The organism is Aedoeadaptatus ivorii (genome assembly GCF_030815095.1).
Taxonomy (GTDB): Bacteria; Bacillota; Clostridia; order Tissierellales; family Peptoniphilaceae; genus Aedoeadaptatus; species Aedoeadaptatus ivorii.
The window spans coordinates 258,695-276,605 of sequence record NZ_JAUSWF010000001.1; the positions used below are offsets into that span (position 1 = coordinate 258,695).

Here is a 17,911-nt window from a genome sequence, read left to right on the forward strand (position 1 = left end):
GAAATTATGATTTCTGAAATCATCACCATAGGTACGGAGATCCTTATCGGTTCTATTTTGAACACAAACGGTCCCTATCTGTCGCGAAAACTGACGGATTTCGGCTACGACGTCTTCTACCACGCATCGGTACGCGACCGCTATGAAGACATTCGCGATGCCATTGAAACGGCTCTTACGCGAAGCGATCTGATCTTTTTATGCGGCGGCTTAGGGCCCACCCAGGACGATATGACCAAACAGGCACTGGCCCACGCACTGAATATCGATCTGTACTTCGACGAAGAGGAATGGCGAAATATCAGAGACATCGCCATGGCCCATGCGCGGACGATCACCGACAACAACAAAAGACAGGCGGAATTTCCGAAAGGCGCCGTCGTCATTCCCAACGACAAGGGAACCGCGCCGGGATGTAAGCTGAATTACGGAGAGAAAGTCTTTTATCTTCTTCCGGGTCCTCCCAGAGAATTTGAACCCATGGTGGATTTGATCATCGATCGCTATTTGGAAAAGACCACCGGCGAAAACTTTATCGAGAGCCTTCGCCTGGTGAATATCGGCGAGTCCAATTGCGAAGATATTTTCCGCAAGGAAAAGATCGAAAACGACATCGTCCAAATCAATACCTTTGCCAAGACCGGCGAGGTCGAGATTAAGATCATGGCACACTCCGAAGGGGAAGAAGACTACGAAGAGACCAAACGCGCTTTTGACGAAGCCGTAGAAAAAGTAAAATCCCTATTTGCCTACCACATTTACGGCAATGGCGAAAAGAATCTCTTCGAAACGCTGGTGCAATATTTGGCATCCCGCAATATGACGATTTCCTTTGCCGAATCCGTAACCGGCGGACTATTGGCGCATATGATCACTTCGGTGCCGGGAAGTGCCGATGTCATAAAAGAGAGCTATATTACCTACAGCGATCAGGCGAAAATCGCCCTACTCGACGTTTCCGCCGATACCATTCTCGACAAGGGCGTCGTCTCTTCCGAAGTGGCGGCCGAGATGAGCCGAGGGCTTTATGCGCGTACAAAGGCGACATTTTGTATCTCTACCACGGGAGAAGCGGGCCCGGATACCGCGACGGATCGCGAAGCGGGCACCGTCTGCTATTCGATTCGAAAAAACGGCAGGGAAGTCGATGCGGAGGAAAAGATCTTCCGCGGCGATCGCAATACCATTCAATTTCGCAGTGCGAAGAATATCCTCGCGACAGTTTTGTTACAAGAATTAGGAGGGGAATATGGACGAGAGTAAGAGAAGGGCGCTGGACGATGCCATCGCCAAGATCGAAAAAGAGTACGGAAAAGGCGCCATTATGCGCTTGGGAGAAAATGTCAATCTAAACATCGAGGCCATACCCACCGGCTCTTTGAGTTTGGACATCGCCCTGGGCGTCGGCGGCATTCCCCGCGGCCGGATTATCGAAATCTACGGACCGGAATCTTCGGGCAAGACGACCATTGCCCTGCATATGATCGCCGAGGCACAAAAATTGGGCGGTACCGCCGCGTTTATCGACGCAGAGCACGCCTTGGATCCCGCTTATAGCAAGGCGCTGGGCGTAGACATCGAAAACCTGATTATCTCTCAGCCCGATACCGGAGAACAGGCGCTGGAAATCACCGAGAGTCTGGTTCGCAGCAATGCGGTAGACCTCATCGTCGTCGACTCCGTCGCTGCATTGGTTCCAAAGGCGGAGATCGAAGGAGAGATGGGCGACAGCCATATGGGTCTGCAGGCACGACTGATGAGCCAAGGCCTCAGAAAGCTCACCGGCGCCATCAGCAAGTCCAAGTCTTCGGTGATCTTTATCAACCAGTTGCGCGAGAAGATCGGCGTCATGTTCGGCAATCCCGAGACGACCACCGGCGGGCGCGCATTGAAGTTCTTTACTTCGGTGCGGATGGACATTCGCCGCATAGACAGCATTAAGCGCGGAGACGAAATTATCGGAAACCGCGTGCGCGTAAAGGTCGTAAAAAACAAGGTAGCGCCGCCCTTTAAGCAAGCGGAATTCGACATTATGTACGGCGAGGGAATCTCCAAGGTCGGAAGCATCCTTGATGCAGCGGTCGCCAGCGGCATCGTAGACAAATCCGGATCCTGGTTCAGTTATGGCGATGTAAAGATCGCTCAGGGGCGAGAAAATTCAAAGAAGTATTTAGAAGAGAATCCGGATCTATTGGCGGAAATCGAGGGAAAAGTACGCGAATATTACCGTCCCGAAAGCCAAAAGGATCAATCGACAGAGGATACGGAGAAGACACAGGGGGAATGATCGATTGAAGTTCCTTTACTTCACCGACAGCCATATTCGAGGAACGAATCCGAAATCGAGAACGGATTCGTTTTTCGATACGGTAAAAACAAAACTCGAAGAAGTGCGATCTCTTACACAACGGCACCAAATCGATTATGTGCTCCACGGCGGCGATCTGTTCGACAGACCGGACACATCGCTTTCGGTCATTCACGAGATCGCACCGCTTTTACAGTCGATCCCCGCTCCGATACTGGCGATCAGCGGGAATCACGACATTTACGGACACAATCCCATAACGCTGCCGCGCACCGTGATGGGGCTTTTGGACGCATTGGGGATTGTCACGGTCATTAATGGCAAAACAATGCTCTTACAAAAAGACGACACCGTCGTCCAGCTCACCGGCGCGCCCTATATCTACGGCATCGACCGGGAAGAACACAGAAATTTATATTTTGTCAAAGAAAAAGATCCGCGTGCGGATTTTGCCATTCACCTGGTGCATGGATTTTTGATGCCCAAAAAATTTCCCTTAATCGCCCATACCCGCGTAGAAGAAGTCGCCGATACGGCGGCGGACCTGACGATCAGCGGGCACTATCACGACGGTTTTCCGCTGATGGAAATCGGCGATAAAAAATTTATCAACCCCGGCGCCATGGTGCGCATTTCGAATACTTTGACGGAACTGAAGAGAAAGCCGAAGGTTCTCTTGATCGATGTCGAAAAGAGCGACTGCGAGATTCGAGAGTACCCATTACAATCCGCCTTGCCCGGCGAGGAGGTGCTCGACCGTAAGGAAATCGAGATGCATAAATTCAAGCGAAGAGAGCTCGCCGAATTCAAGGAGTCCATCGAGAGGACGGGGAATTTCGAACGCATCCACTTTATGGAGGTCATTACGGATATTGCGGAAAACGAAAAACTTGATCCCGCCGTCAAACGAGAAGCCCTACAGCGGATCGCAAAGGTTGAAGAGAGTAGGGGAGGACTATGAAATATATAGAACAGATCGATCTGGTCAATTTTCAGTCCCACGAACGGACGAGCCTAACACTGTCTCCCGGCGTCAATGTAATCGTCGGGCCTTCCGACAGCGGGAAGACCTCGATTCTTCGCGCTCTGCGGTGGTGCCTGTTTAACGAGCCCGCCGGCGTAGAGTTCGTGCGAGAAGGAGAGACCGAGGTATCGGTGACCGTGCGCTTTCGCGACGGCATTGCCGTAACGCGCCGGCGCACCAAGTCCAAGAATCAATACGTTTTAAAAGACCAAGAAGGCGAAGAGACCGTGTTCGAAGGCTTCGGAAAAAACGTACCGGAGGAAGTGGAAGATGCCTTGGGGATCCGAAAAGTATTTTTGGACGATAAAAAGGCATTTCCCCTAAATTTTTCCGACCAACTGGACGGTCCGTTTCTGCTTCAGGAAACAGATGCCTATAAAGCGCAGGCCATCGGACGCATGGTCGGGATCGATATACTGGATGAAGCCATGCGCGACGCCCAAAGGGATGTCAAGCAACTGGGCCTGGAAAAATCCGTGGCGGAACGCGATTTGGAAGCGCTATCCGAGGAAGAAAAAACGTTTTCGTACTTAGAAGGATGGATCGACAAACGAGAACAGCTAAAGCGTGTAATCGCCTCAATCGATGCCCTCTTGCAAAAAGAAGAAAAGCTGCGAGACATGGTGGTAACCGCACAGAGGATCCGAGCAGAAAAGGCACGGGTCTCGCAAATCCTTGCAGATAGCGCGGGCGTCGATGCCGCCGGCGAGAAACTGCATACGATCCGCGAACAATTTTATCGCTACGACAAATACCATGGGCTGTCCGTTCGCCGCACAAAAAACATTGCCGAGAAATCAAAAACGAAGAATATTTTGGCAACATTTCGGGACTTCGATCGGTTTACGGATGCCCTGAACCGATTGTCTTCCGCCTATACTCGCTACCGAAAAATCTTGCCGTATCGCGAACGCAGCCGCGCTCTTACATTGGAAAAAGCAAATTTGAAGCGAATCCTTTCCGATGCCGAGCGCCTGGAACGCATACCTGCAAATCGCATCAACGAGTTATACGGCCGATTGCTCGAGCTTAAGTCGCTTCAAAGCGCCAAAGCGGATATAGCGGATCGCATAGAGCGGGGAAAGGCATTTCTAGAGGGCTTCTCGACGATCGATTCTGCAGGGGAACGAAGAGATCTACTCATAAAAAAACACCAGGCGTTTATGCGGCGCCTGGCCATGCTCGAGGAAAAAGAGTCTTTAAACCGTCAACGAAAGATCGTGCAAGCACAGTATGACCAGGCCAAAAGCGACCTCTCTGCAAACAAAGCGGCCTATCTGGAAGCGCTGAAACACGTAGGCCGTTGCCCTTTGTGTCGCCAAACGATCGACGAAGAATCGCTTCGGGAAATCAGCTTGGCATTGGAGGAATAATATGGATTTTGAACAACAAATCAATGAACTCAACCGCCGATATGAACGGGCGAAAGACGTAAGAAATCGCGCACTATGGCGCATGGAAGAATTGGAAAAAGAAGAAAAGGAACTCAACGAAAGAATACTCGCCGACGGATTGGACCCGAACACCTTAGAGAGCGACATTGAAACGATTCAGGCAGAAATCGAAACGCTGCTCAAAGAAGCGGAAGCATTGCTGCCGGAGGACCGGTAATGGACCCGAAACAAGCGCAGACCCTCGACAAAATCCGCTCACGTGCCGAGGCATTTTCGACAAAAGTCGATCGGGAGCAGGGAAAGCGCGAGTCCGTTCGCGAACAGATGCGACAAAAAGAAACGCATATCAAGGAAATCGAAGCGCAAGAAAAGCTGTTAAACGGCGTCGTCTTTTTGCTGCAAAAGGCAGCGGACTACTCTCGCATCCAGGCAAAACACCAGATCGAAGACATCGTCACGCAGTCAATTGCCTATATTATGCAAAACAGCTCCCAATTTACAGTAGAGCTCTCGCAGAGTCGAAATCTGCCGGTGGCCGAATTCTTTGTCGAATCGGATTATGGCGATTATAAAGTCAAGACAAAGCCCGAACTCAGTCGCGGCGGCGGCGTGGTAGATATCGTTTCACTGGCGCTGCGCATCGCTTTTTTGGAGAATCACCGACCGAAGATTCAGGGCCCCCTCTTTCTCGACGAGCCGGGAAAGCACATTAGCGATGAATACATTTTCAATATGGGAGAGTTTTTAAAGGAATCTTCCCGTCTTTTCGTGCGGCAAGTCCTTATGGTCACCCATAATGAACACCTGACGAATATCTGCGACAAAGCGTTTCGCGTCGAAATTCGAAACGGTAAGAGCACGGTGTATGAGGTGATCGACGATGAAAAAGAGATGGCTTGAGAATTGAACAAGGTCATCCGCTCCATTGTATGGTATAATGTTTTCATGGTTTATACCATTTGAAACTTGAAAACTGAATAAGGAGGTGTTCCATTTGCCGGAAATTGTCATTTCAATTCTCGTGGCATTGTTTATTGGAATCCTCGGGGTAGCTATTGGTTATTTCGTACGTAAGAATTTAGCGGAAGGAAAGTTAAATCGAGCTGAAGAATTAGCCAAGAATATCATTATTGATGCGGAACGTGAAGCCGAGAACAATAAACGGGACGTGATGCTCCATGCGAAGGAAGAGATCCATCGCCTGAGAGACAGCGTGCAACAGGAAAATAATGCTAGAAAAACGGAGCTGCAGAAACTCGAAGAGCGTCTTTTGTCTAAGGAAAATATCTTGGATTCCAAGAGCCTGACCTTAGAAAAAAAGGAGGCCCAAATCTTTGAGCAACAGACGCGCATCCAAGAGAAAGAGAATTCCATCGACGCCTTGATCGAGGAAAAGACGGCAGAAATTCAACGGGTCTCGGGCCTTACCAGAGAAGAAGCCAAACAGCTTCTCCTCAACGAACTGGAAAGCGAATTAACCCAAGAATCTGCCGTGCGCATTCGCGATTACGAACGCCATGTGAAGGATGAAAGTCGCAAATTGGCACAGGATATCATCGTGCGCACCATTCAGCGCATCGCCGCCGATCAGGTGGCTGAAACTACGGTATCGGTGGTTACATTGCCCAACGACGAGATGAAGGGCCGCATTATCGGACGGGAAGGACGAAATATTCGCGCCATAGAGGCCTTGACCGGCGTCGATCTGATTATCGACGATACGCCGGAGGCGGTCGTAATCTCTTCCTTTAATCCCATTCGACGTGAAATCGCCCGTGTCGCGTTAGAAAAATTGGTCCTCGACGGCAGAATTCATCCCACGCGGATCGAAGAAACCGTCGAAAAAGCCAAGCAGGAAGTCGACGAAATCATCAAAGAAAGCGGCGAGGAAGCTACATTTGAAGCCGGCGTGCACGGCCTGCACCCGGAACTCGTAAAATACCTGGGGCGTCTGAAGTTCCGTACGAGCTTTGGACAAAACTGTCTACAGCATTCCGTCGAGGTTTCTAAGATCGCCGGATATCTGGCCGAGGAGATCGGCATCGACTCCAAATTGGCGAAAAGAGCCGGATTGCTCCACGACTTGGGCAAATCTATCGACCACGAAGTCGAAGGCCCCCACGTGGAACTGGGCGTCGAACTCGCCAGAAAATACAAGGAACCGGAAGCCGTCATCAACGGCATCGAAGCCCATCACGGCGACGTAGAATTCGATTCCTTGGAATCGATTCTCGTGCAAGCGGCCGATGCCATCAGTGCTGCCAGACCGGGCGCCCGAAGAGAAACCATCGAAACCTATATCAAGCGACTCGAACAATTGGAAGAGATCGCTACGGGTTTCGAAGGCATCGAAAAATCCTTTGCGGTACAAGCGGGCCGAGAACTTCGCATTATCGTCAAGCCCGAAGAAATCGACGAAGCCCATATGACTTTAACGGCGCGAAAGATCGCCAAGGAAATCGAATCCCAATTGGATTTTCCCGGACAGATCAAAGTCAACGTCATCCGCGAGACGCGCGCCACGGAATACGCGAAATAAAACCTGCCTTTGGCGGGTTTTTTCTATATATGGCATATGGCAACTGCGCATCTCCTATTCAAATACAGCAAACACCATACTTTCGACGACGGGAGGAATACATTGCAATCCAATTTACTGGAAGATTACTTAAACTACCTTCGCGCCGCCAGAGGGCGCTCGGAAGGCACCATAAAGGAATACTATTACGATATTCGCCTTTTTCTGCGCTATATGCGCAGCCGAAAAGAAGGAATCCCTGCCGATAATATGGAGGAGATCCCTATCGAGGACATCGACGCAGATTTTCTCGAATCCGTAGAAAAACAGGACATCTATGCCTATATCTCGTATCTCGACGGTACGCGCGGCAACAGCGGCCGAACCAAATTTCGAAAGATCTCGTCGGTCCGTTCTTTTTTCGACTACCTCTGCTATAAAGTGGAAATCTTATCGAAAAACCCCACCGAAAATATCGATATGCCCAAGATCGAAAAGTCTCTGCCGGTTTATCTGACCCTCGAAGAGAGCGTGCGTCTCTTAAAGACCGTACAAAACTCCGAGCAGAAAGAGATCTACCGCAGCCGCGATTATGCGATCACCACTCTGTTTTTAAACTGCGGGCTGCGGCTCAGCGAGCTTTCCGCCTTAAATCAGGCGGATCTGAACCGCAAGGGCACGCTGCGGGTACGGGGCAAGGGATCCAAGGAGCGCCTGGTATATATGAACGAAACGGTTCGCGATGCCGTAGACCGCTACCTAAAGCGACGCGAGGAGGCGGCACTGGACGAGGAACCCGCCCTGTTTCTCAGCATGCGCAAAAACCGAATGAGCAATCGCTCCATCCAGCATATGCTCGAAAAGCATCTGAAAAACGCCGGCTTCGATACCAGTAAGTACACAGTCCATAAATTGCGCCACACCGCTGCCACATTGATGTATCAGTATGGGGACGAGGATTTAAAGTCCTTACAGGAGATTCTGGGGCACGAATCGATCTCTACGACGCAAATCTACACCCACGTCGACGAAGATGATATACGCCATACCATGAGTAAGAATCCCTTGGGCAATATCCAAGAGGTAGAATCTATGCTCGACGATGTCGAGAAAGAGTAAAGGACAGGAACAAATATTCGAACATTTGATCCGAATAGGATATGGAGAAACCATCAAAGGACGCGAACAAGCAAGCGCTAAATTATACAAATGCAAGAAATTCAAATTGCGAAACGCGTATGGAATTTATATTGCGACCGACGACTGCATTCGACGTTTCAGTTTTATAAGTCGCAACAAGTTCCAATCCATAGAATGGCTTTTTAGGGCGGCAGGATTGTCCGTTTCTCGTAAAATTTCAGTAACTCGTTCACGGTCAAAAAACGCTAATTTTGAGAGAAGTGGTTCAAAATTGCAGTATTTAGTCACAAAATTTATATTTTGTGACTAAATTTATCCCGCTCTTCGCCACCAAAATTCGATATATTCCCGTCCTCCTCCCCGCAATTTCCAGTCGAACAAAAAGGCGGCGACGAATTCAATTCGTCGCCGCCTTTTTATGACTTCAATGCAGCTCGTGCCGCGTATAGATTTTCAATCGATCGCCGGGGCGCAAGTCGGCGCCGTTTTGCAGGGCGTTGTCTTTGAGAATGCGGTCTACGACAAACCGCACGTCCTCGTCGGGCCCAGAATATGCCGATGCGATTCGCCACAGGCTGTCGCCTTCTGCGACCACATATGTCTCTTCCTCTACAAAGTATGTCGGCAAATTTTCTGGTGCCCCTTTTAGTCCCAGTATGGACATCAGAATCAGAGCCGCAATCGGCAATAGACGAAGTCGCTTTCGTCTTGCTCTTTCTGCAACAAGCTGATGCGATGCCCTGCGACTTTTATATTCGTATCCTAACATCGTCCACCTCCGTAGTCCCTTGGACGGTACATATGTTTTGAATATTTGTTCGTACGTTTGTTCTAATTATAAACGAACGTTCGGAACGCTGTCAAGGTTTTTAGAATATATGTTTGAAATATATGTTCGTTTTTGCTATACTAAAATCAGCTTTCAGAGAGGAGAGATATCTATGTACGAAGATCTCAATAAACGCGAGATGGAAATACTGTTTTATATAAAGAGATTTATCGACGCCAACGGCTACCCCCCTTCTATCCGGGAGATCTGTTCCGGCGTAAATATTAAAAGCACCTCTACCGTCCACTCCAGTTTGGAAAAATTGGAATTGAAAAACTATATCCGCAGAGCTTCGACGATCAATCGCGCCATCGAAATCATCGATCAGGACGACAGTTTTTTGATGCCGAAGAAAAAGACGACCGATGTACCGATTTTGGGCAAAGTCGCCGCCGGGATCCCCATCTTGGCGACGGAAAATATCTCCGATACCGTTCCCCTTTCGGTCGATTTCGTACGGGATCGGAATCTCTTCTTTCTGACGGTACAAGGTGAGAGCATGATTAATGCGGGAATCTTGGACGGCGACCAGGTGCTGATCGAACAGACGAGCGCCGCCAAAGACGGCGAGATCGTCCTCGCCTTGATCGACGACGATGCGACCATCAAGACCTTTTACAAAGACGAAAAAAACCACCGCTTCCGATTGCAACCCGAAAACGACAGGATGGATCCGATTTATGTCGATCATCTCCAGATCCTCGGAAAGGTGATCGGGTTATACCGCACATTTTAAAAATACCTGCAGGGAATGTCCCGGCAGGTATTTTTTTACAGATTTTTTAAGACGCGCTGCAATGCGATTTTAATATGTTCGTAGGTAAGGCCGCCTTGAAAATAGACGCGATACGGCGCTCGCATGGGTCCGTCGGCCGAGAGTTCGATGCTGGAGCCTTCTATAAATCCCCCCGCCGCCATAATCACCTGATCCTCGTAGCCGGGCATATCCCAAGGATACGGCGTTACGTGGGAATCTACGGGAGATGCCTGTTGTATGGCGCGACAAAAGCGCACCAAGTTTTCCGGCGTCTTTAGGGCAATGGACTGTACGATGTCGCTACGCGGATCGTCAGAAGCGGGAATACAATCGTAGCCCAAGGTTTCAAAGGTCTTTGCGAACAATATGGCGCCTTTGATACATTGGCTGACGCGGTGGGGTGCGAGAAATAGACCCATTAAAGTGTTGCGGGTCTGGCCGAATGTCAGCCCGCATTCTTTCCCGATGCCCGGTGCCGTCAGCTCCCCCGCCACCCGCTCTACGAGATCGGAAGGACCGACGATATAGCCGCCGGAAAGGGCGAGTCCGCCGCCGGGATTTTTAATCAAAGAACCCGCCATAATATCTACGCCCACTTCGGTGGGCTCTTTGTATTCCGTAAATTCTCCGTAGCAGTTGTCGAGAAATATCGTGCCGTCATACACCGTACGGATCGCCTGCACCGCACGGCCCAGCTCCTCTACCGTAAATGCCCGGCGGTCGGAGTAACCCGTAGAACGCTGCATGATCACGAGGTCCGGCAAGGTCTCTTCGGCCGTCAAGAAATCGGGAATGGCGTCGAAATCGATCTGCGCCTCCTTGAGGGGAAGCTCTCGGTATGCCACGCCCTTTTCCCGCAGATTGCCCGGCGCGTCGCCGGAGGTACCCAATACTTTATGCAATGTGTCGTAAGGACTTCCCGTCACGGACGCGATGACCGACCCGCGTTCGGTCAATGCCTTCAGTACGAGTGCGATGGCATGGGTGCCCGAGACGATATTGGGGCGCACCAGGGCATCTTCGCTATGAAAGATTTCTTTATATACCGTCTCTACCTTTTCTCTTCCGTAATCGCCGTAGCCGTATCCGGTGGTCCAATGAAAATCCGTCGACGCCAATCGAACGGCGTTGAGCGCATTCAATACCTTTTCTTGATTGGCGAGCGCCACGGCGTCTAATTGACGAAAGGTTCCCTGTAAACTGTCTTCAATTTGTGTAATATCCATATTGACTTCCATATTTTTCCTTTACCAGTTGTATAATCTTCTCTATCGCTTCTTTTTCTCCCAGATCGGACATGGGAATAAAGATCGCATCGGTTTCTCGACGAAACCAGGTGCATTGCCTCTTCGCTAAGTTTCTGGAATGTTGCTGCACTTTTTGGATCGCGGTTTCTCGATCCCATTCTCCTTTGTAGTAGGCGACGATTTCTTTGTAGCCGATGGCGCCCATGGGCTTTACCTCGTCCTTATAACGGGCATAGAGCGCCCGCACTTCTTCAAACAGCCCCGCTCGGACCATGCCGAGCACACGTCTGTTGATCCGGTCGTAAAGTTCCTCTCGCTCCCAATCGAGCACGATATAAAGCGGATCCATATCGACGCGCTTTTTGCGCAAATTTTCTGTTTTCTTTCCGCCGCTTTTGATCTGCTCCAGTGCGCGCAGCACACGACGCGGATTGTTGAGATCGGTCTTGGCGGCCGTTTCGGGATCTTTTTCGCGCAAGAGATGTGCCATAAAATAAAGACCCCGTTTTTCGTAGAGGGAACGAACGGCATTTCGTACGGCGGGATCGGGCTTGTCGTTAAAATCCAGTTGGTAGAGCAACCCGTGTATATAGAGCGCCGTACCGCCGGCGACGATCGGCAGCTTTCCCGCATCGGACAGCGCATCGATAATCGACTGCGCTTCTTTGTGAAAGATCGCCGCGGAATACGGCTCCTTAGGATTCTTCGTATCGATCAAGTGGTGGCGAATTCCCCGCTTTTCCGCCTCGGTAATCTTGCCCGATCCGATGTCGAATCCCCTATACACTTGTACGGAATCTGCAGAAATGATTTCGGTATCAAACCTGCGCGCGACTTCCACAGAAATATCGGTCTTTCCCGAGCCGGTCGGCCCGGTGATCAATAAAAGGGGTTGCATTATACCTCCCGTAGAAACAACTTTTCCAGCGCCCGCTCTTTGAGATGAATCATCGTCGGACGTCCATGCGGACAAGTATAGGGGCTCTCGGCGCGACTTAAGCGCAAAAGCAGTTCTTCCGCTTCCCGACGCGAGAGCATATCTCCGCCTTTCACGGCAGATCTACATGCCATGCGCATAATTTTATAGATATTTCTCTCTTTTACGTCGATCCCCTCTTCCAAAGAGGCGACGGTATCGAGAAAAAAGCTGCGGAAATCCCGGATCAAAATATGCTGCGGCACTTCGCGTATCAAAATATCCTGTTCGCCGAAGATTTCCGGCACAAAGCCCAAAATCCGATACTCTTCCCTATGTGCCTTTACCGCTTCCATCTCTTCTCGGGAGAGGTGAAAGCGCATGGGCTCGATCAGCATCTGCGTCGCCACCGCCGCATTTTCGATCTTGTCGCGATATTCTTCATATAGAATCCGCTCGTGGGCGGCGTGTTGATCGACGATCAAAATCTGCCGTGTCCGCCTGTCTTCAAAGAGAATATAGGTCATAAAAGCGATGCAGAGAAATTCATAGAAAGCCGGTTCGATGCGGCGAGGATCCACAGATTCCTCTCGTCTTATATCTCTCGCTTCTGCGTTCTCTACAGTGGCAGTCAGTCTCGAATTCGAAGGTTGGTCTTCACCCTCTGCCTTCTGCGGCGATGCGGGCGAATAGGAGAGCGCCGCTTCTTTTGCCATGGCCGGTGCGTCGGGCTCTTGTTCTCTCCGCGTAGCTTCGCTGATTTCGAAGATCGTCTTTTCGGGAACGACTTCTTTCTGTTTTTTTTTGGGATCGGCGATGGATTCGACGCCGGGGATCTCCTGGGATCCGTGCAGATATTTGCGAACCAAACGCTCTAAGATCGTCACCAATTGATTTTCATTGGAAAGGCGTATGGTCTGCTTTTGCGGATGGATGTTCACGTCGATCAGGACCGGATCGATGTCGATATACAGAATGTATACCGGATAACGATGGAGGGGAATTACCGAGCGGAATTCCCTGCGGATGGCGGTCGATATAACGCCGCTTTTTACGGCTCTTCCGTTGACGAATAGAAATTCCCGATCTCCCGACGCTCGGTGCAGCAAATTGTTGCCGATAAAGCCCGCAATGCGATAGGATTCCGTTTCGAATTCTACGGGAATCAGATTCTTTGCGATATCCCTTCCCAAGATCGAATAAATGTGGTTGATCGTGTTTTTTGAGGGATGGGAATGCAAGAGCGTCTTTCGGTCCCACTGTAGATGAAAGGCGATCTCTTCGTGTCCCAATGCCAAAGTCTCGACGGTCTCGAGAATGCTTCTCGATTCTTTCGACGGGCTGTTTAAAAACTTCTTCCGCACCGGCGTGTTGTAAAACAAATCCCGTACGACCATCGTGGTGCCGTCCGGTGCGCCGATGGGCTTTGTATCGATAACCTTTCCCCCTTCGATGGTATATCGATGGGCGAATTCGTCCGCATCGGTTTTGGTGATGCATTCCATATGGCTGACATTGGCGATGCTCGATAAGGCTTCCCCGCGAAAGCCGAGGCTGCGAATCACATCCAGATCGCCGATGGTGCGCAGTTTGGAAGTGGAATGTCGTAAAAAGGCTTTGTCGATTTGATCGGCGGCGATGCCGTCGCCGTCGTCGGAAATGCGGATCTCGTCGATTACATCCTTTCCCAAACGAATGCTAATTTTACGCGCATTCGCATCGATGGCGTTTTCTATCAATTCCTTGACGACAGAGGCGGGGTTTTCGATGATTTCTCCCGCCGCGATCTGGGAAATGGTCCTATCGCTTAAGGGTAAGATTTCACGCACGTCTTGCCTCCTCCTGCAGTTCCCGTAATAACAACAAGGCCTCGATCGGGCTTGTCTCATTTATATCCAGGGCACACAACTTTTCTTCGAGCGGAGAAGGCGCCGGCGCCTCGACTTTAGAATCTGCGAGGTTTTCGATCTTCCCCGCCCCTTCTCGTACTTCCAAATGCTCGAGTACGATTCGCGCTCGCTTAATCACTTCTTCTTTGACGCCGGCGAGTTTGGCCACGTCGATGCCGAATGAATAATTGCTCTCGCCGCGTACGATTTTGCGGAGAAAGTGAATTTCGCCGTCTCTCTCTTCCGTGGCGACGGTGACGTTTACAATGCCGTCGTGGCGCTCCGCCAATTCCGTCAACTCAAAATAATGGGTGGCAAAAAGTGTCTTTGCGCGTACGACATTCGCGATATATTCCGCAATCGACCAAGCAATGCTCAGGCCGTCATAGGTACTCGTACCCCGCCCTACCTCGTCGAAGAGAATTAGCGATCGAGCGGTCGCGAGACGAAGGATTTCCGCCACTTCGGTCATTTCCACCATAAATGTGGACTGCCCGCGGGTCAAATTGTCCGATGCGCCGATCCTCGTAAAAATCTGATCCACGATGGGCAAATTCGCCGCATCCGCGGGGACATAGGAGCCGATCTGCGCCAAAATCTGAATCAATGCCACTTGTCGCATATAGGTCGACTTTCCCGCCATATTCGGACCGGTGATGATCTGCAGTCTAAAACGCTCGCCGTCTAACAAGGTATCATTGGGAATATATTCCTCTTCTGCATGTACCTCCACCACCGGGTGCCTGCCGCCTTCGATGTCGATAACACCGTTTCTATTGAGTATAGGACGAATATAATCATAGCGATCGGCCGCCGACGCAAGGGAACAGACGGCATCCAAAGCCGCCAAAGACGCAGAGAGCGATTGGATATCTTGCAGCCGACTTGTGATTTCTTCCCGTATTCTTTCTAAAATCTCGTATTGGCGATCCAAAGCCGATTCTTTGGCGTGTAGAATTTCTTCTTCCTTTTCTTTGAGCGCTTCTGTAAAAAATCGCTCGGAGCCCACCAAGGTCTGCTTTCGGACAAAATAATCCGGCACGCGTTCGATATTGGATTTTGAAACTTCGAAAAAATAACCTAATATTTTATTGTATTTGATCCGCAGATTTTTGATGTCCGTCTTTTCCCGCTCGAGAGATTCCAGCTCCAATATCCAATTCTTTCCGCCTTCCGATAGCCCATAGAGTCGATCGAGTTCGGCATCGAAACCCTCTCGAATGTATCTCTGTTCGCGATAAGCGACCGGCGGATCGTCGGTAAAGACCGCTTTCCATGCCTCTCCCCGCGCGAGCAATTCGTCTTCGGGCGAAAAACTCTGTATCAAACTCTCAATGCCGGAGTCAGTGATCGCCGCTTTGATGGCCTTCGCCCCCCGCAAACTGTCTGCTAGATGAATGATTTGCTTCGGCGTAATGCTTCCCTTGGAAATCGAAAGGGACAAGCGATCGATGTCGTAAATCGTCTTCAAGCTGCGGACGATATCGTCGAATAGGATGCGATTTTCGTGTAAGGCGGTAATGCGGTCGTATCGTTCCTCCAATGCCTGCGTGTCCATAATGGGATGAAGAATTTGGTCTTTTAGGCTGCGGCTTCCCATTTTTGTTGCCGTAAAGTCCAATACGTCGTAGAGGGAATACTCTTTTGTGGCATTAAAACTATTCTCTACCAACTCCAGATTGCGGATTGTCGTCTCCGACAGATCCATAATGCTACGCTTTTTTGTCTCTTTTCGGCAGTAGAGGTGATCTTGCCGATGCAGTTGCGTCCGTTCCAAAAAGTCTAAGAGCAAGATCAATGCGCCGTCGCTTTGGGAACATGACTTTAATAGCTGGGGATAGTCTTCTGCAATCTGCGGATTCTTTACATGCCACGGCCGCAAGAGATCTACGTCGTAGCGTTTCGCCATATCCGCGAGCGACCGATTGTGATCCATGGCATCGTCGGTCAAAATCTCCACCGGACGATAGACGGCGATCTGCTTTTCCAAGAAACTGTCCACGTCGCGGCTGTCCCACACCACGCCGGATTCAGACACACATTCGCCAGAAGCATAGTCACAGTGGATCATTTGCAGAAACGCGCCCTTTTTGCAGATCACGCTCAGATGGCGCGCGCCGACATCGCCTTCTCCTACAAAAGTCCCGGGGGAGACGATTCGCGTCACTTCTCGCTTTACGAGTCCCTTTGCCTCTTTCGGATCTTCCACCTGGTCGCAAATGCTCACGGTGTAGCCGCGCTTTACCAATCGCTTGATGTATTGGTCCGCCACCTTATAGGGGACGCCGCACATGGGAATTTTTTCGTCGAGTCCGCCGCTTTTTTTGGTCAGCGTCAGGTCCAATAGTGATGATACGACGATCGCATCTTGAAAAAAGAGCTCGTAAAAATCGCCCAGACGATAAAATAGAAAGGCCTCGGGATTTTCATTTTTCGTATCGACATAATGACGCATGGCAGGCGTCAATCTGTCCAAATCACTTTGCTTCATCTAGAATCTCTCCCTCCAAAGAGAAGGTGTTGCCGCCGGTGATGCGAACCGGTACGATCTTTCCGATATATTTCTCGTCGTAGGGCACGTGGACCAGTTTAAAGCCGGAGGTTCTGCCGCTCATCTTGCTGTCGTCGTTTTTGCTGCGGGAAGCAAAGAGAACATCTTGTGTGCTCCCCACTAAGTCGAGATATTTTTTGCGCTGAATCGTATATACGGTATTGAGCAGACGCTGAAAGCGCTCGTCTTTTACCGATTTGGGCACTTGCTCTTCCATCCTATCGGCCTTCGTGCCTTCGCGCCGAGAATACAAAAAGGTAAAGGCATTGTCGAAGCCCACCCGCTCGACGAGGTCCAGCGTATCGGCAAAGTCCTCTTCCGTCTCCCCGGGAAAACCGACCATAATATCGGTAGAAAGGGCGATATCCGGCCGCACCGAGCGGATCTTGTCGACCAATGTGAAATAATCTTCTCGCGTATAGTGGCGATTCATCGCGCGCAATACGCGATTCGATCCCGCCTGTACCGGAAGATGCAGATAGTTCGCGAGCTTCGGCAGATCGCGAAAACATTCGATCAATTCGTCGGACATATCCTTGGGATGCGAAGTGGTAAAATGGATCCGCTCGATCCCCTCGATTTCTGAGACCGCACGCAATAGGGCGGAAAAACTCGTCTTTTCGGGGAGATTTTTTCCGTAGGAATTCACATTTTGTCCCAAAAGCGTGACTTCGTTTACGCCGTCGGCGACCAATGCGCGGATCTCTTCCAAAATGTCTTCCGGCGTCCGGCTGATCTCTCTGCCGCGCGTATAAGGCACAATGCAATAGGTACAGAAGTTATTGCAGCCGAATATAATATTCACATACGCGGAATTGGAGGCGCTGCCGGCATAAATGCGATTGTCGAAGTTCGTGTAGTTGTCTTCGATTTCGACGACGGTGGCGTCTTTATGGTCGTTTTCCAGAATCAACTGCGGCAGGCGGTAGATATTGTTGGTTCCGAATACCATGTCCACGTGGTCGAAGGTTTCGAGCAGCGCATCGCGGGATTCCTTTCGCTGCATCATGCAACCGCAGACGGCGACCTTCAGCTTCTTATTCTTCTTTTTAATATGCTTTAGTTTTCCGATATGTCCGATTACTTTGTCCTCTGCGCTATGGCGCACCGAGCAGGTATTGATTACGGACAGATCGGCATCTTCTTCGCGATCGGCTTTTTTGTAGCCCATCTCTTCCAAAAGGGTGATGATTTTTTCGGAATCGTGTTCGTTCATTTGGCAGCCGTGGGTCGTCACCATATAGGTTTCGCCGCCATGGGTTTCGCGAACGCGTAGGATCATTTCATGCAGTTGATCGGTCATACTTACTCCTTTATATATTGATACTGCCTATTATA

At 50.3% G+C, this 17,911-nt stretch carries 15 protein-coding genes; 9 read left to right on the plus strand and 6 right to left on the minus strand.

Annotated features, from left to right (window positions below; translation table 11 throughout):
- Positions 1–6 precede the first annotated feature (6 nt).
- The 8 genes from QO008_RS01330 (at position 7) to QO008_RS01365 (ending at position 8,363) form a co-directional block, all read left to right on the plus strand.
- Positions 7–1,263 carry a competence/damage-inducible protein A gene (locus QO008_RS01330; RefSeq protein ID WP_126465416.1) on the plus strand — a complete coding sequence of 419 codons (1,257 nt, stop codon included), beginning with the start codon at positions 7–9 and terminating at the stop codon, positions 1,261–1,263.
- Positions 1,250–2,287 (plus strand): recombinase RecA, encoded by a 1,038-nt coding sequence (gene recA / locus QO008_RS01335; RefSeq protein WP_126465417.1) that lies wholly within the window; start codon positions 1,250–1,252, stop codon positions 2,285–2,287. Before QO008_RS01330 ends, recA begins: the two co-directional genes overlap by 14 nt.
- 4 nt (positions 2,288–2,291) lie before the next feature.
- On the plus strand, positions 2,292–3,269 hold the full coding sequence (locus QO008_RS01340; protein WP_126465418.1) for a metallophosphoesterase family protein: 978 nt from the start codon (positions 2,292–2,294) through the stop codon (positions 3,267–3,269).
- Positions 3,266–4,705, plus strand: coding sequence for an AAA family ATPase (locus tag QO008_RS01345; RefSeq protein WP_307383633.1), 1,440 nt, complete (start codon positions 3,266–3,268; stop codon positions 4,703–4,705). The genes QO008_RS01340 and QO008_RS01345 overlap by 4 nt, the downstream gene beginning before the upstream one ends.
- 1 nt (position 4,706) lies before the next feature.
- Positions 4,707–4,943, plus strand: coding sequence for a hypothetical protein (locus QO008_RS01350; protein ID WP_126465420.1), 237 nt, complete (start codon positions 4,707–4,709; stop codon positions 4,941–4,943).
- Positions 4,943–5,626, plus strand: a complete 684-nt coding sequence (locus tag QO008_RS01355) for an ATPase (RefSeq protein ID WP_307383635.1) — start codon at positions 4,943–4,945, stop codon at positions 5,624–5,626. The genes QO008_RS01350 and QO008_RS01355 overlap by 1 nt, the downstream gene beginning before the upstream one ends.
- Positions 5,627–5,720: 94 nt before the next feature.
- Complete coding sequence (rny, locus tag QO008_RS01360) at positions 5,721–7,265, plus strand: ribonuclease Y (protein ID WP_407653954.1); 1,545 nt, start codon at positions 5,721–5,723, stop codon at positions 7,263–7,265.
- Between the two features lie 102 nt (positions 7,266–7,367).
- Positions 7,368–8,363, plus strand: a complete 996-nt coding sequence (locus QO008_RS01365; protein WP_232006447.1) for a tyrosine recombinase XerC — start codon at positions 7,368–7,370, stop codon at positions 8,361–8,363.
- A gap of 445 nt (positions 8,364–8,808) precedes the next feature.
- Here QO008_RS01365 and QO008_RS01370 read toward each other — a convergent pair whose 3' ends face one another.
- The gene (locus QO008_RS01370) at positions 8,809–9,012 is read right to left on the minus strand and encodes a LysM peptidoglycan-binding domain-containing protein (RefSeq protein ID WP_164715214.1); all 204 of its coding nucleotides are present in this window, start codon (positions 9,010–9,012) and stop codon (positions 8,809–8,811) included.
- A 313-nt stretch (positions 9,013–9,325) separates the two neighbouring features.
- On the opposite strand from QO008_RS01370, the gene lexA reads away from it, so the two are divergent.
- The gene (gene lexA, locus QO008_RS01375; RefSeq protein ID WP_126465424.1) at positions 9,326–9,949 is read left to right on the plus strand and encodes a transcriptional repressor LexA; all 624 of its coding nucleotides are present in this window, start codon (positions 9,326–9,328) and stop codon (positions 9,947–9,949) included.
- 35 nt (positions 9,950–9,984) lie between these two features.
- Here the strand turns inward: lexA and QO008_RS01380 are convergent, their stop codons facing one another.
- The 5 genes from QO008_RS01380 to miaB are packed head-to-tail and all read right to left on the minus strand — an operon-like array spanning position 9,985 to position 17,876.
- The gene (locus tag QO008_RS01380; protein ID WP_232006448.1) at positions 9,985–11,196 is read right to left on the minus strand and encodes a methionine gamma-lyase family protein; all 1,212 of its coding nucleotides are present in this window, start codon (positions 11,194–11,196) and stop codon (positions 9,985–9,987) included.
- On the minus strand, positions 11,177–12,115 hold the full coding sequence (gene miaA, locus QO008_RS01385; RefSeq protein WP_307383643.1) for a tRNA (adenosine(37)-N6)-dimethylallyltransferase MiaA: 939 nt from the start codon (positions 12,113–12,115) through the stop codon (positions 11,177–11,179). The genes QO008_RS01380 and miaA overlap by 20 nt, the downstream gene beginning before the upstream one ends.
- Entirely contained in the window at positions 12,115–13,962 is a 1,848-nt protein-coding gene (gene mutL / locus QO008_RS01390; protein ID WP_307383645.1) for a DNA mismatch repair endonuclease MutL, read from the minus strand. The genes miaA and mutL overlap by 1 nt, the downstream gene beginning before the upstream one ends.
- Entirely contained in the window at positions 13,955–16,513 is a 2,559-nt protein-coding gene (mutS, locus tag QO008_RS01395; protein ID WP_307383647.1) for a DNA mismatch repair protein MutS, read from the minus strand. The genes mutL and mutS overlap by 8 nt, the downstream gene beginning before the upstream one ends.
- Positions 16,500–17,876 carry a tRNA (N6-isopentenyl adenosine(37)-C2)-methylthiotransferase MiaB gene (gene miaB, locus QO008_RS01400; RefSeq protein WP_307383650.1) on the minus strand — a complete coding sequence of 459 codons (1,377 nt, stop codon included), beginning with the start codon at positions 17,874–17,876 and terminating at the stop codon, positions 16,500–16,502. The genes mutS and miaB overlap by 14 nt, the downstream gene beginning before the upstream one ends.
- Between the last annotated feature and the right edge of the window lie 35 nt (positions 17,877–17,911).